10 protein-coding genes are annotated in these 14,463 nt (G+C 48.3%); 1 reads left to right on the top strand and 9 read right to left on the bottom strand.

The features are described 5' to 3' along the window. Positions 1-21: 21 nt before the first annotated feature. The 9 genes from V3C10_05335 to ftsH form a co-directional block, all read right to left on the bottom strand. Entirely contained in the window at positions 22-984 is a 963-nt protein-coding gene (locus tag V3C10_05335; GenBank protein ID WVP63243.1) for an ABC transporter permease, read from the bottom strand. Next, positions 981-2,057: an ABC transporter permease gene (locus tag V3C10_05330; GenBank protein ID WVP63242.1), complete on the bottom strand. Its 1,077-nt coding sequence runs from the start codon at positions 2,055-2,057 to the stop codon at positions 981-983. Before V3C10_05330 ends, V3C10_05335 begins: the two co-directional genes overlap by 4 nt. After that, positions 2,054-3,595, bottom strand: a complete 1,542-nt coding sequence (locus tag V3C10_05325; protein WVP63241.1) for an ABC transporter ATP-binding protein — start codon at positions 3,593-3,595, stop codon at positions 2,054-2,056. The genes V3C10_05330 and V3C10_05325 overlap by 4 nt, the downstream gene beginning before the upstream one ends. A 258-nt stretch (positions 3,596-3,853) precedes the next feature. Continuing rightward, a complete protein-coding gene (locus V3C10_05320; GenBank protein ID WVP63240.1) occupies positions 3,854-5,068 on the bottom strand; it encodes a BMP family ABC transporter substrate-binding protein in 1,215 nt (404 codons plus the stop codon). A 640-nt stretch (positions 5,069-5,708) separates the two neighbouring features. Beyond that, on the bottom strand, positions 5,709-6,665 hold the full coding sequence (locus V3C10_05315) for a LysR family transcriptional regulator (protein WVP64574.1): 957 nt from the start codon (positions 6,663-6,665) through the stop codon (positions 5,709-5,711). 137 nt (positions 6,666-6,802) lie between these two features. Continuing rightward, positions 6,803-8,218, bottom strand: a complete 1,416-nt coding sequence (locus V3C10_05310) for a C69 family dipeptidase (protein WVP63239.1) — start codon at positions 8,216-8,218, stop codon at positions 6,803-6,805. Between the two features lie 23 nt (positions 8,219-8,241). Further along, the gene (locus V3C10_05305) at positions 8,242-9,549 is read right to left on the bottom strand and encodes a Na+/H+ antiporter NhaC family protein (GenBank protein ID WVP63238.1); all 1,308 of its coding nucleotides are present in this window, start codon (positions 9,547-9,549) and stop codon (positions 8,242-8,244) included. A 60-nt stretch (positions 9,550-9,609) separates the two neighbouring features. After that, entirely contained in the window at positions 9,610-11,007 is a 1,398-nt protein-coding gene (locus V3C10_05300) for an amidohydrolase family protein (GenBank protein WVP63237.1), read from the bottom strand. Positions 11,008-11,675: 668 nt separating this feature from the next. After that, the gene (gene ftsH, locus V3C10_05295) at positions 11,676-13,514 is read right to left on the bottom strand and encodes an ATP-dependent zinc metalloprotease FtsH (protein WVP63236.1); all 1,839 of its coding nucleotides are present in this window, start codon (positions 13,512-13,514) and stop codon (positions 11,676-11,678) included. A 385-nt stretch (positions 13,515-13,899) separates the two neighbouring features. Between ftsH and V3C10_05290 the strand changes: the two genes are divergently transcribed. Beyond that, positions 13,900-14,424 (top strand): MarR family transcriptional regulator, encoded by a 525-nt coding sequence (locus V3C10_05290; GenBank protein ID WVP63235.1) that lies wholly within the window; start codon positions 13,900-13,902, stop codon positions 14,422-14,424. Positions 14,425-14,463 lie beyond the last annotated feature (39 nt).

The raw sequence follows: 14,463 nt of genomic DNA, 5'->3' as shown, positions 1-14,463 counted from the left end.
CTGCTGCCCGCTCTTTTTTCCTTACCGCTCTTCCCTGAAGTAATTCATACCCAGATGTGCCGGGATATGGCCGCCCTTGCTCTTTCTCATGGAAGAGATAACAAGCACGAGCGCCGTGATCAGGAATGGAAGTGCATCGAAAAATGCCGTCGGGATTGCGTAGGTGTTCTTTGGAACGTAATATTTCAACACCCTGAGCGCGCCGAAAATAAAGGAACCGTAGATAACATTAACCGGCTTCCAGGAAGCGAAGATTACAAGGGCCACGGAAATCCATCCAAGGCCGCCCACGCTGTCCCTCAGCCATACGCCGCTGTTGATGATCATGGAACAGTAAGCGCCGCCGATTCCGCAGATAGCGCCGGAAAGCAGGATATTGATATAACGCCATTTTGTAACCTCAATTCCGGCCGCGTCGGCTGCACCAGGATTCTCGCCGATTGCCTGCACATTCAGTCCGATCTGGGTTTTGTACAAATAGATGCTGGCTGCTATGGCGATAACCAGTCCCAGGTAAACAAACGGGTTGTAGGAAAACAGAAGCTCTCCCAACACCGGAATGTCGCTCAGTCCCGGGATATGGATATTTCTCATCTGGGATGTAATCGTGTCCGGAAGCTTTAAGGTGCCTCCCTCGGAACGTTCCAGCATGAACACGCCGATAAAATTGGAAAGCCCGACTCCGAAAATCGTCATCGTAAGACCCGTTACGTTCTGGTTTGCCATGAAGGTAACGGTCAGCACGCCGTAAATCAGGGCGCCTAACATTCCCGCCGCAGCCGAAGCCAGGACTGCGACCAGGAAATTATCCGTAATATAGCCGGCCATGAATCCGGCGCAGGCTCCGAGGGACATCATCCCTTCCACACCGAGGTTCAGATGGCCCACTTTTTCGCTCAGAATCTCGCCGACCGTTCCGAAGAGGAACGGTGTTCCCGCAAGTACTGCAGCCACAAGAAACTTAATTAAGATTTCACTGCTCATGCCCTGGCGCCTCCTTTTCCCCGCAAAACAAATTTATACCGTATAAACAGCTCGCATCCCAGAATAAAGAACAGGATTACTCCCTGGAGGACATCCGCGCTGTCGGACGACAGTCCGAAGGAGGACTGGACCACGCTGCTTCCCTTTTCCAGAATACTGAACAGAATTGTGACAATGAGAATTGCCGGCGGATTGAGCTGTGCCAGCCATGCCACGATAATTGCCGTGAATCCGACGCCTCCGGCCACCGCCGTCGTCAGCGTCACGTCGGAACCGGCCGCCTGGACCATTCCTCCGATACCGCACACTGCGCCGGAGAGGAACATCGTGCGGAGAACGACTTTTTTCACGTTCATTCCCGCATACCGCGCCGTCTCCTGGCTCTCTCCCACAACGCCAATCTCGTATCCCTGTTTGGAATACTTCATATAGATAAGTACCAGCACAACCAGCGCCAGTGCGATAATCCAGCCGAACTGGATTCCGAATACCTTGTCGAGAGCCGCATTCTTATCGAATCTGGCAATCTTTGCATATCCCTGGGAACCAGGATCGCGCCATGGACCCTCTCTCAGGAATACGATGATATTCAGGGCGATATAATTTAACATCAATGTAAATAAAGTCTCATTCGTATCGTATTTCGTCTTGAACCATGCCGGGATCAGTCCCCACAGGCCGCCTCCCACGGCTCCTGCAATAAACATAACGATAACCAGCACCCAGTGGTTCCATCCCGAATGGAACAGGGCAAAATAGGAGGCGCAGATGCCGCCCGCGATAATCTGGCCCTCCGCGCCGATATTCCAGAATTTCATCTTGAATGCCAGCGTTACGCCTAGTGATGCAATCAGCAGCGGAATCGCAATCTTTACCGTAGCCTGGATTGCCATCTGGCTCCGAAGCGCTCCCGTGATAATTGTTTTATAAATTACAAATGGATTCTGTCCGATTATCAGAATAAAAAGCCCACCGGCCACAAGCGCCAGCAGAATCGCTTCCAGACGCAGGATAAACGTCTCCCTGCTGCCCAGCTCCGCTTTTTTCACTACACGGATCAACGGCTCTTTCATGCTTTTTCCTCCTCTTCCGGCCCTTTCAGGGCCTCGGCCGCCTCAGTGCCTGTCATCATCAGTCCGATCTGCTCCTTTGTCACGTGTTTGGCATCGACAACTCCCGTTACCTGACCGTGGCAGAGTACCATGATCCGGTCAGACAGCTCCAGGAGCACATCCAGATCTTCACCGATATAAATGACGGCTACGCCCTTTTTCTTCTGTTCATTTAATAAATCATAGATCGTATAGGATGAATTGATATCAAGTCCGCGCACCGGATAGGCCGTAATCAGCACCTGGGGGCTGGACTCAATCTCACGTCCCAGAAGCACCTTCTGGACATTGCCTCCCGACATCAGCCGGACCGGCGTATCCACGCCCGGAGTCACAATTCCCAGCTTATCCACCAGCTTCTGAGCCAGTTCCCTGGCCGGTTTCCGCTCCACAAAAGGCCCTTTTCCATCCGTGTAGGACTTTAACAGCATGTTGTCCACCATGCCCATGGAGGCTACCAGTCCCATGCCGAGCCTGTCCTCGGGGACGAAGCTCATGCTGATTCCCAGCTTGATAATCTCTGCAGGTGTCTTTCCCACAATATTTTCTTTATGATAAAGGATGGCTCCCTGTTTTGCCGCCATCAGGCCCGTCAGCGTCTCACAGAGTTCTTTCTGCCCGCTGCCCGCCACGCCGGCCACACCCAGTATCTCCCCTGTTTTAATCTCAAAGGATACGTCGTCAAGAGCCATAGAGCCGTCGCTCTTATCCACGGTCAGGTCAACGACTTTCAGAATCGTCTCCCGTTTTTCGATCTCTGGACGCTCGATATTTAACGTCACCGGGCGGCCTACCATCAGCTCCGTCAGCTTCTTTTCATTGCACTCGGCCGTATTGACCGTTTCAATGCTCTGTCCCTTTCTCAGGATCGTCACACGGTCGCTGATGGAAAGCACCTCATGCAGTTTGTGTGTGATAATGATAATCGCGCAGCCCTGCTCCTTCATCTTGCGGAGAATGGCAAATAATTTATCCGTCTCCTGCGGGGTCAGTACCGCAGTCGGCTCGTCCAGAATCAAAATCTGGGCGCCTCTATATAATACCTTTAAAATTTCCACCGTCTGCTTCTCGCTGACGGACATATCGAAAATCTTCTTTTCAGGTTCAATTTCGAGTCCAAAAGACTGGCTGATCTGCTCAATCTTCTCTTTTAAAGCTTTTCTTCCCAGCCGCTTTCCGCTGGTCCCAAGTACAATGTTATCCATCGCGCTGAATACATCCACCAGTTTGAAATGCTGATGGATCATTCCGATCCCCAGGTTTCTGGAATCCACAGGCGAATTGATCGCCACTTCTTTTCCGCCCACCAGAATCGATCCGGAGTCCGGATGATAGATGCCGGAAATCATATTCATCAGTGTTGTCTTACCGGAACCGTTCTCTCCCAGGAGAGCCATGATTTCCCCATACTTCACCGACAGGTCGATCTTATCATTGGCGACCACACTTCCGAATACCTTTGTAATCTGTCTGCACTCAATGGCATACTGCTCTGTCATATCTTCACCTCGTGATTCGCTGCTGTTCACAGCCCTGCTGAATTCCTACCGCAGGACAGCCGCTATGAATAGTAACCGTGATTTGTACGGCGTCAAAAAAGGGATGCCGTAAAATGAGAATTTATGTAATTCACCATTTTTAAGCATCCCTCATCTCTCAGCCTGTCTTAGTGATATCTACGTTACCGTTCACCCCGTGCCCGGTAACATATTTATTGTAACGTTATCTGTAACTGCGAAAACGCCTGACAGTTACTATTATTTCTCAACAACGTTCTTGAAATACCAGTGAATGTTTCCTGTGATATCAGCATCCGACATATGCTCGCCCTCTGTGCCTACGGTTGTTCCGTCGTTGCACTCGATTACGCCGTCAAATACATCCCATTCGCCGGAAACCATCTTAGCTTTTGCTTCTTCGATCTTCTCTGCTGTGCCTTCTGCACAAAGATCCGATAATGGAGCCAGGTCTACAAGGCCTTCTTTTAAGCCGCCGAAGTAGTTCTCGCCTGTCCATGTTCCGTCAACAAGGCTCTGAACTGCCGTCGTATAGTATGCGCCCCAGTCCCAAACAGTGGAAGTAAGAACTGCCTTAGGAGCATCTTTGCTCATATCGGAGTTATAACCAACGCCGAATACGCCGTTTTCCTCAGCAGCAAGCTGTGGGTTCGGTGTATCGCAGTGCTGTCCGATTACGTCGCAGCCTTCGTTGATTAAAGCAACTGCAGCCTGTTTCTCACCTTCCGGATCATACCAGCTGTTGGTTGTTTTGATGTAAACGGTTGCGTCTGGATTTACAGAATAAACGCCCATCGCAAATGCGTTGCATCCGCCTGTAACCTCTGCATTGTCCTTGCCCCAGGCGCCAACGTATCCAATCTTGTTGGACTCTGTCTTAAGGCCTGCCGCAATACCGGATAAATATCTGGACTGGTAAATCCTTCCGAAATAGTTATTGAAGTTAACGCCATTGGATTTATATCCTGTGCCGTGTGAGAAAACTACATCCGGGAACTCTTCTGCAAGAGCTTCACATGCATCCATGTATCCCCAGCTTGTGGCGAAGATGATCTGACATCCCTCTTCCACGCACTCTCTCATGGCTGTCTCAATTGCAGTCTGATCATCATCAGCTACATTGTTCTTACGGATAATCTGGCTGTCATCCAGGCCTACCGCCTTCTGCATAGCAACGATACCAAGATCATGTGCATAAGAATAACCGGAACCGTCTGCCGGGTTTCCGATATGGATTACGCCAACCTTCAGGTCTTCCTTGGCAACTGCCGGCATAACGCCCTCTGCTGCCTTTGCTTCTGTCTCTTCGCCTGCTTCAGCAGTCTCTCCTGCTGCTTCAGATGCAGCGGCTTCGGTCTGTGCAGCGGTTGTCTCTTTGCCGGATGAAGATGAACATCCTGTACAGAGAGAAAGTGCCATGGCTGCGGACAGTACCACGCTTAATACTTTTTTCATTTTCTTTCCTCCTCATTTAAGATAAATGAATGTCAATACGGAACAATTATTACATTTTCTTGTAAAATTTGCAAGGGATTTCAAAGAATTTATCGAAATATCTGTAACAGCCCTCCAACACTCATGCCGAATGCATTCCAGAAGGCGTTTTCACATGTTTTTTTGACAGAAATTCATGAGATTTGCGACGCGAAATACAATTGAAATTACATCATAAACAATTAATAAAGCCCACTAAAACGACAACATGCCACAATACCATAATACCATAAATCCCCACAACCAGATGCAGGTAGTGGCAGCGACAAGAGCCCACCCCCTGAGCATGAGAACAGCCAGCAGCCCCAGGCCACGGTCCGGCCGACAGCCTTCCCCGAGTCTTCAGTCCCAACGCTCCGCTGCCCGGGGAAGGAGGCAGAATGAAATGCGCAGGGGACATTGGAGTCCATCAGCACTTAGGCGGCGTTTTGTGACGCCTTAGTGTCTGCTATGTACTCCACCAAGTGCAAACGGTCCCCGGAGCAATTCATTCTGTCCGGATTCCCCACTCACGAGAATCTATAAATGGGACTGAAGACTCATACACACACCCCTCCCTCCCCGGATCCTGCCCTCCCGGCGGCATTCCTCATCTCCCCCATCACCGTGTTTTCCCCGAAGGCTTAACCCTGCACAGTTTTAAAAATTCTTCCATAGCCTTTGTCGTATACCGCCCTCTTTTGCGTGTCAAAAATATTTCCCTGCGTGCCAGCGGATCTCCTATTTTATAGTAGACCAGCGCGTCGGTATCCGACACAAGGCTAAGCAGGCTGCTTCTGATAAACGCAATGCCGGAACCGGATTTTGCCACATAGAAGGAGGTCATAATCTGATCCAGATATAATTCAACTTTTGGCTCAAAACCGGCGTTACGGCAAATTTCCTTGCTCCGCACACAAATATCGTTTTCTTCTTTCAGAAGAATAAAAGGACAATCCTTAAATACCTGCATGGGTACGGGTTCAATTGCATTCCCGGTAAACGCTCCATCCCTGGCCTGCGCAAATGTCATCTGATAAGACCGCAGTTTTTTATTGACTTCTAATTCTGCGGGCACCGCCAGAATAATTTCTTCATAATCATAAAGGAACCGCTCCACCTCATCATCCGCCGGTATGGCCGTTTCCAGCAGAAGATCAATGGAATCATTCTGCAGTCCCGCCCTCAGTTCTTTGATGTTTCCCTCATGGATTTCCACCGAAACGCCGGGATATTTATTTTTAAAACGTTTCAGCAGCCCGGCCAGCAGGTATGCGCAGAAGAAGGAGGAACTTCCAACGGACAGATGGCCAGTCTTCATGTCGGCCATATCCCTGAAATAGGCATCCATATTTTTCTCCAGCCGCATAAACTGCTCTGCACATCGGATGTAATATTCCCCTTCTTTAGTTATTGTAAGTGGGATCGTACTTCTGTCAAACAGCTGACAGCCGATTTTCGCCTCCGCCTTTCTCACCATAGCGCTGACCGCAGACTGGCTCACAAACAGCTTCTGCGCCGCCTTGGAAAAACTCTTTTCCTGATAAACCACATAAACGTATTCCATCTCAACCGTCATACCAATCAATTCCCTTCCCCTAGAGTCCCCCGACTTTAACATTGACGATAACCCATACGCTCTGCGTACAGGTCACCGTTCCCACCCAAAGGGCAAATGCCGTAAAAAACGGATTTGCCCCTCGATTAGTTTTGAAATTACCACTGCAAATTGCCCTTGGCAAAATATTTATAAAGATTTCCCGCAATCATCCGATGTAACTGTGCTTCGAGCAGTTTCGCTGTTTTCAGCGCTTCAAAATCCAGGCTGTCCGCAAATGCCGTCAGCAGTTCCTTCGCCTTCTCCGGTTCGGATTCGTAACAGGCCGATGCCTCTTTCTCCACCGTCTCTTTCATTAAAAACGCTTTCCGTTCCAGCTTCATCCATTCATTTGTAATAATCGGCGCATAATGGAAGAAGTCCGCCATTGCCAGATTTGTCAGTTTTCTCATCTGCCAGAAAGCCGCGGAATCGCTGTAGATATCAGTGCCTTCCTGAAAAGCGGGCGCAATATCCGTAATGCCAAAATGGTGTGGAAGGTAAGGAGCCGTGAGCGGAGACCCCAGGCAGCTCCATAAAACGCCGCCCAGTTCTGCAGGCAGTCCCCGGTGCAGTTCCACCACTGCCGAATGGATACAATGTGGAACTCCGATCGGACGCACTTCACTGTTAATGCCATCCTCCGTAAATGCACAGAAATCATTATCATGATTCGTATCCCGGAGCACCTGCATGATCCTCTCCGCCGTGATGGGCTCAGACGGTTTCATAAACGTAGGATACTCCTCCTGATCCGGGCCAAGCTCTGTAGAAGAAAGCATATTAATTGCCCGCCAGACTCTCCTGGAATTATAATAGTAGGTTCGGGGATCCTCAAGGAATTTCCGTCCGAATGCTTTGGCCCAGTTAAACGGTCCGGCGGCAGGATCCCAGAGTCCTTTTGAAATGACAAACTCCTTTAATCCCTCCGAATACAGAACATTCTCTGTGTCATCCCAGTCAATTTCATTGATACGGTAACCATTGGACTGGATTAAATAGCAGTCGTCGGGAACTCTGACCGCGAGCCATGTAGATCCTCCGCCTCCCTCGATATACCATGCTTCCTCCGTATCAAATACACCGACTGCACATGGAAAACGGTTTCCGTACTCTGTATAGTAACGTCCAATCCGCTCCACACATTCCCTCGCAGTCCTGCTCTGAGTCAGCGCTGCAAACCGTACCCCGCCCGCGACGCCGTTTTCTACGATGGGATCCGCTTCGGCCGCACGGTCATTGCGATCAACCGCCAGATTTTCTCCGCCCATGAGACAGACGTTGTGTTCATTCACCGCAATCGTATCACCCGCCAAATTTCCGCGGAACGTTTTTAACAAAATACAGCGAGCCGTTTCCCGAGTTTGAGGGATAACCGGTCCCGTCGGCAGCTTTACTGAGGCTCCGGGTTCCTGTATCATATGAGGAAGTATTTCCATGGATGCCGCCTCATATCCGAACAGATCGTCATTATGTCCCCCCAGCATTATTCCGTTTTTGAATGCATTCTTACCGCCAATCAGCATAAAACACATATTTACTCTTCTCCTTCCATAAATTACCCAAACAGGATTGACATCACAAGGCACACCGCCAATACGGCTGCCGTAACCATCCAGCCATGCTTTACCTGAGATTTCATATCACTGGAACGCGCCGTACCGGTTGCCGCAACCATATCGAGGCCGGGATAGGCAAATGATGTCATCTGAGAACCAATCAATATTACGATCGCCCAGACATGCATACTGAGTCCGGTCGCATCCACCAGGGGACGGAATACCGTATTAAGCATTACCGCCTGCGCAACGGCAGCGCCCTGGATACCAAATGTACCAATCAAAGAGGCGAGCATCGACAGTCCGACTTTACCCCCGCTCTCCACTAATGGTGCGCCAATTTCCACAAGCGCATCAAAGGCGCCGCTCTTGGAAATGAAATTCAGGAATGGATCCATCAGAATAAACAGCATAAAAATCCAGAAATACTGCGCACATCCCTTCATAAACAAATCAATCGTTTTGTCTATCTTAAAACGGGCTCCGAATCCGGTTGCCAGTACGGCCACTGTAATAACGGTAATCGCATGGGCAACTCCCAGTTTAAACATAATGCCATAGCCTACAATCAGCGCCATTGCCACGCCAAAGAACAGGGTTGCTCTTTTGGCCTCGGGAGAGGCTTTGTAAGCATCCACCGACAGGGCGGTTCCTTCCGGATAGTCACATACGCCCGACGTAGCCTTTTGAACCCGTTTCGCATTAAAATAGGTAATCAGCCACATCGGAATACACACCGGCAAGCTGGCATAAAGTAAAACCTGCTGATAGGCAAGTCCTGTTACCTCCATAATCGTTACCATTGGAGGAGAAAACGGACTGATGAAAAGACCTGTCACGCCTGCGGTCTGCATGATAATGGCCAGCGTGCTGGGAGTCATTCCCACAGACGCAACCAGGGGGATAAGAATCGGCGCTATGACCGCATTGCCGCCTGTCAGAGTGCTCAGAACGAGAACCATGAACATCGACGCAAGCATGGACGCTATAATTGCCCTGCTGATCGAATTGATACCAATCTTCCGTACCATCAAATGGACAAGATTTTCCGCAACTCCGGATTCCTTCAAAATCAGGCCCAGGCCGGAACCGATCATGATAATAAAACCGACCTGGCCAAGAAACGAGCCCAACGAAGTTGTGAGAACCGCACCGAATTCCAGAAGGTTCGTCTTTGTAAGGACCGCGCCGATCGCAAGGCAAATTGAAACATTCACCAGCGGATGGATCTTCGGACGAAAAGCCAGAATTATGTAAACAATCAATGGAGTTAACCCCAATATAGGAGGTAAGTTAAAAATCATCATAAGAATCTCCTTTCTAAATCTGAATTGAATTAATTCATAGAAACGGGCTCTTGGCCGTTCCTACCGTTCCCCGTATAAAGTGCTTCCCGCCGTATCCGCCAACTGATATTTAAGCTGCATCTTCTCCGCCGTTTTCACTCCGGCCTCTGTTGTCAGGAACGTTCCCCCCGTTCCTGTAACCGATCCATGTTCCATAATTTTTTTTCCTCCGGCGAAGCTCATAACCGCGTCCAGGCGTTCTAAATCCAATACCGTAATATCCGCATCCGCGCCAATCCCAAGATTTCCTTTGCCCGTAAGCCCAAAAACCTCCGCCGGTTTGACCGAACATTTTTCAATTACCTCTTTTAACGTCAGATATCCCAAACGGTAAAAAGGAAGTAATTTTTGAATCAGGCCGTTTCTCGGGAAACCTCCCCCATCCGTCGCTGCCAGTTCAATCAGCGGCTCTCCTCCGGGAGTCCTTCTCTCTACAATGCAGGCCGAGGCGACGGAAGCGAGATTTGCCGGGAAACTTACATTGATGTTCGTCCCGTGCTCCCTCCAGTACTTTAGCGCCTCTTCTTTTTCCAAAAGCACATTTTCTTTCTCAAGAACGGCTATCGCTTTCACCTGTCCATCTTTCATCGCCAGGGCAAGCCCCTCTTTCGTCGGCTCATATCCAAACATCTTTAAACAGTTGACCGTAATGGCATCACAGGGAACGCCATCCCTGCAGGCGCCTCCCGTTCCGTTATTTACCGCCATGTGGGAGTCTGAAATGATATTTCTGTTATCCCTGAGAAGTTTGAAAGCATCTCGCAGCTCTTCCAGATAATGATACCGGTTCCCACGGCAATAGGCATTGATATGGGCCATTAAAAGCCTCTGGCCTTTGGCATAATCCACCGCCTCTTTCAACCCATATATATCACTTCTGTTTTCCGTGCTTCCGGCGTGGCAGGCCACCATCACCTTTTTTTCGTTGGCTTCTTCCACACAGAATCTGGATGCCCCGGGAGTCAACGGAAAATGACCGCCCAGAATCTTAAGCCCCAAAGAACCGTTTTGCAGGGAGTTCTCTAAAAATCCCCTCACCTGTTCCCTGGATGGCGATTTCCCTACTAAATCCGGCAGCACCGCATCAATGCAGCCTACGTTCATGCCGCAGCCATACTGTCCCAGCTGGGATGTGATGTCGGAAACCGGCCCCGCATAATCTATGATTGTCGTGACTCCGGTTCTGGCCGCCATGTAATATCCGACTCTTCCTCCCAGAAGCTTCGTCACATGCACATGCATATCGATAATTCCCGGAACCACCGTCAGGCCGGAGACGTCAACCACTTCATCCGCCTGGCCCAGCTCCCCGCCGAGCGCGGCGATCCTGCCTTCCCGGATTCCTATATCAAAATGACCGTCCACGCGGTTAACCGGATCAAATACCCTCCCGCCCTTTAATATAACGTCAAATTTCATCTGTTCCTCCACTCATACCATTTTCTTTCTCAGCGCGCCTGTTTTCAAAAATAGCAATTTCCAGTTACTCCAGGACCTGTTTTTAACCTGCCCTTAAATTCAGTTTTCTTTTAATTCTTCTCATGAGTGATAGGCTTATTATATCTATTTTGTAACAAAATATAAAACGTCATGACTACATTCGTATAAGTCAGAATCCACCGATTATACCTTCTATTTGTTGATAAATTTCACTTTTTCTATGCGGCAGCCCGGTAAGGCCGGTCCCACATAAATATAGATTCTGTCTTGGCATACTCACGCGCCGGACGCGGCCTCCAGCGGTATATTCCATCTGCGCAGGCCTGCATCCTGCACGAGGTGGTTTCATTCACAGGACGTACTTTTCTACAAACAACGAAAAGCATGCTTTGCGAACTTCTCATTGCCACTCTATAAAAACAAACGGGATATGCCCCGACGGATGTTAAATATCAGCATCGTCGGGGCATATCCCGTTTTATCCTGTTCTTTTATAATTTATTTTTTTGTTCCTTCTATATTTATTCTTTTTCTTGATTCTTCTCGTCTATTCTTACCGTTCATTTTCTTGTTATTTTTCCGGTTTATGCTTTGCGTTATTTTTTCTGCTTATTTTTCGCGTCTATCCTAGGCGTTGGCCCATCTTTTTATTCCTCTTTTTTATTCAGAATCTCCATGAATTCTTCACCGGTAATTGTCTCTTTCTCGAGAAGGTAGGCTGCCAGTTCATGAAGTTTTTCTTCGTTTCCGGTCAGGATCTTTTTAGCCTTATCATAAGCTTCTTTTACCATTGATATCACTTCGTCGTCAATTCTTGTCGCTGTATCTGCCGAACAGGCCAGGGAAGCATCCCCGCCCAGATAGGCATTGTTTACGGTCTCCAGGGCTACCATACCGAACTGATCGCTCATGCCGTATCGGGTAACCATGGCTCTTGCAATCTTTGTAGCCTGTTCAATATCATTGGATGCACCCGTTGTGATTGAATGGAAAATCAAATCTTCTGCAGCACGGCCGCCCGTCAATGTCACAATCTTATTAAACGCCTCCTCCCTGCTCATCAGGAACCGCTGATCGGATTCGACCTGCATTGTGTATCCCAGCGCTCCCGATGTTCTCGGAATAATTGTAATTTTATGAACCGGAGCTGAGTGGTTCTGAAGAGCTGCCACCAGCGCATGGCCCACTTCATGATAGGAAACAATCTTTTTCTCATCAGTTGAAACACCGGCGTCTTTTCTCTGGTATCCGGCAATCACCGTCTCTACGCTTTCTTCCAGATCTGCCTGGGAAACGGTTTTCCGTCCCATTCTGACCGCCCTCAGCGCAGCCTCATTAATAATATTGGCAAGCTCTGCTCCGCTGGCGCCGCTTGTGGCCCTCGCGATTGCATTATAATCAACCGTTTCATCGACCTTCACCTGTTTGGCGTGAACTTTAAGAATTGCCTCTCTGCCCTTTAAGTCAGGGAGCTCGGCCGGAATTCTCCGGTCAAAACGCCCCGGTCTCAACAGGGCCTTGTCAAGCGATTCAGGCCTGTTTGTCGCTGCCAGGATAACAACACCCTTACGGCCGTCAAATCCGTCCATCTCCGTGAGAAGCTGGTTTAAAGTCTGCTCACGCTCATCATTTCCGCCCATTCCGGCTCCGTCACGTTTCTTACCAATCGTATCGATCTCATCTATAAATACAATACAGGGAGCTTTCTCACTGGCCTGTTTGAACAGGTCGCGCACCTTGGCCGCACCCATTCCGACAAACATTTCCACAAACTCCGAGCCGGAAATGGAGAAAAACGGCACATGCGCTTCACCGGCAACTGCCTTCGCAAGCAGCGTCTTGCCTGTTCCAGGAGGACCCACAAGTAATGCCCCCTTGGGGAGTACCGCACCAATCTCTGCATATTTCTGCGGATTATGCAGAAAATCCACAATTTCCTGCAATGCTTCTTTCGCCTCATCCTGCCCGGCCACATCGGCAAATGTTTTCCCGGTCTCAGATTCCGCATATATTTTAGCATTGGACTTTCCAAAGGTCATCGCGTTGCCGCCGCCCATCCTCTTCATCATCGCCCTGCTCATAATCTGGCCGAGGCCGATAAAAATAATCAGAGGCAGAATCCAGGTAACCAGGAAATTAAGCAGTGGAGATGCCTGAGTTGGAGTCTCGGTACTGTATTTTTCTACGCCGGCTTCTGTAATTCTTTTCTGAAGGTTGTCGCCCGGGAACGAACCTGTCTTATAATTAATTTTCCACTTACTATCTTTCAGGGTATAGACAATTTCACCGTTCGTCGTCACATACACCTCATCCACATTCTTCTTGTCCAGTTCATCTATAAACTGATCATATCTGACCTGCTGAGTCCTGTCCATCAATGACGGAAAAACGAAAATGTTCAGTAGCATCAGTATCAGCATTACCAGTCCGTAATAATACAGAAAAGATTTTTTCGGTGCTTTGTTGCCGTTATTACTTTCGTTCATATTGTTCTCCTCTTATTTGTACTGTTATCCTATATCATATCCATATCAGGTGATTCTTAAAATTAGTTGAGTTTTATATGAATCTCAATCAATCTTTTTGTGCTCCTGATCTATTAAATTTATACCCCTTATATTAATATTTGTCAATATATTATAGTAAATATTTATTTACTTTTAATAATTATTGACTTGTAAATTAAAGTATGCTAGTATGGGAGCGTGGGTAAACAGCATTCATTGGCATGTTTTTGTTTTTATGCGGAGGTTTTTTGCATTGATCCGCTGTTTTTTAATAATCAGCTGCTTTTTTGTTTTATCTTTGCTTTTTTAATTTGGATTTGATTTATTATTTTTCTATAATACATTTTTGTTGGAGGAACCGCTTATGGAAAATATTCAGAATAACAAAAGTCTCGAAAGCTCAGCAAAAACTGATATCAATTCAGTTGGAGTACATTTCCTCGAATTTGCCGTTGCCTTTCTTACACTGGCCAAATGCCAGTATCAGCATGATAATGACGTCAAGGTCAATTCTCTCCCCTTCTTTACCCTGGTTGCACTTGACAACTGGGCAGACGAGGACTACACCATGTCGGAACTGGCAGATAAACTTCAGATTACCAAACAGCAGCTCTCTAAATTGATCAACGTACTGGAGGAAAAAGAACTCGTTGAACGGATCCACGATAAGGAAAACCGCCGCAGAGTCTACATCCGCATCCGCGACCATGGCCGGGATATGATGGACGACTTAAAAAGAGGGATGCTGGAATCCACCCTTTACGGTCTCAGTGCTTATACGGAAGATGAATTAAAGGATATGGATTTCTGTATCAGAAGACTGACGGAACTGATGGAGAAATTTAAAGTCGGTTATGACTGTGATGGACTGCGGGATAAGATTGGATAGGGCAGACATAAGTGCGGAGAATGCGTGAAGTGCTGCCAT

This window comes from [Clostridium] symbiosum, from assembly GCA_036419695.1.
GTDB lineage: Bacteria > Bacillota > Clostridia > Lachnospirales > Lachnospiraceae > Otoolea > Otoolea symbiosa_A.
The sequence above is the reverse complement of the archived record's forward strand: the minus strand, read 5'-3'. Positions and strand labels throughout refer to the sequence as shown.

Coding starts and splice junctions, on each gene's coding strand:
- V3C10_05290 (WVP63235.1), top strand. CDS start 13,900: ATGGAAAATATTCAGAATAACAAAAGTCTCGAAAGCTCAGCAAAAACT.
- V3C10_05320 (WVP63240.1), bottom strand. CDS start 5,068: ATGAAAAAAGTATTAAGCGTGGTACTGTCCGCAGCCATGGCACTTTCT.
- V3C10_05300 (WVP63237.1), bottom strand. CDS start 11,007: ATGAAATTTGACGTTATATTAAAGGGCGGGAGGGTATTTGATCCGGTT.
- V3C10_05315 (WVP64574.1), bottom strand. CDS start 6,665: ATGACGGTTGAGATGGAATACGTTTATGTGGTTTATCAGGAAAAGAGT.
- ftsH (WVP63236.1), bottom strand. CDS start 13,514: ATGAACGAAAGTAATAACGGCAACAAAGCACCGAAAAAATCTTTTCTG.
- V3C10_05305 (WVP63238.1), bottom strand. CDS start 9,549: ATGATGATTTTTAACTTACCTCCTATATTGGGGTTAACTCCATTGATT.
- V3C10_05330 (WVP63242.1), bottom strand. CDS start 2,057: ATGAAAGAGCCGTTGATCCGTGTAGTGAAAAAAGCGGAGCTGGGCAGC.
- V3C10_05335 (WVP63243.1), bottom strand. CDS start 984: ATGAGCAGTGAAATCTTAATTAAGTTTCTTGTGGCTGCAGTACTTGCG.
- V3C10_05325 (WVP63241.1), bottom strand. CDS start 3,595: ATGACAGAGCAGTATGCCATTGAGTGCAGACAGATTACAAAGGTATTC.
- V3C10_05310 (WVP63239.1), bottom strand. CDS start 8,218: ATGTGTTTTATGCTGATTGGCGGTAAGAATGCATTCAAAAACGGAATA.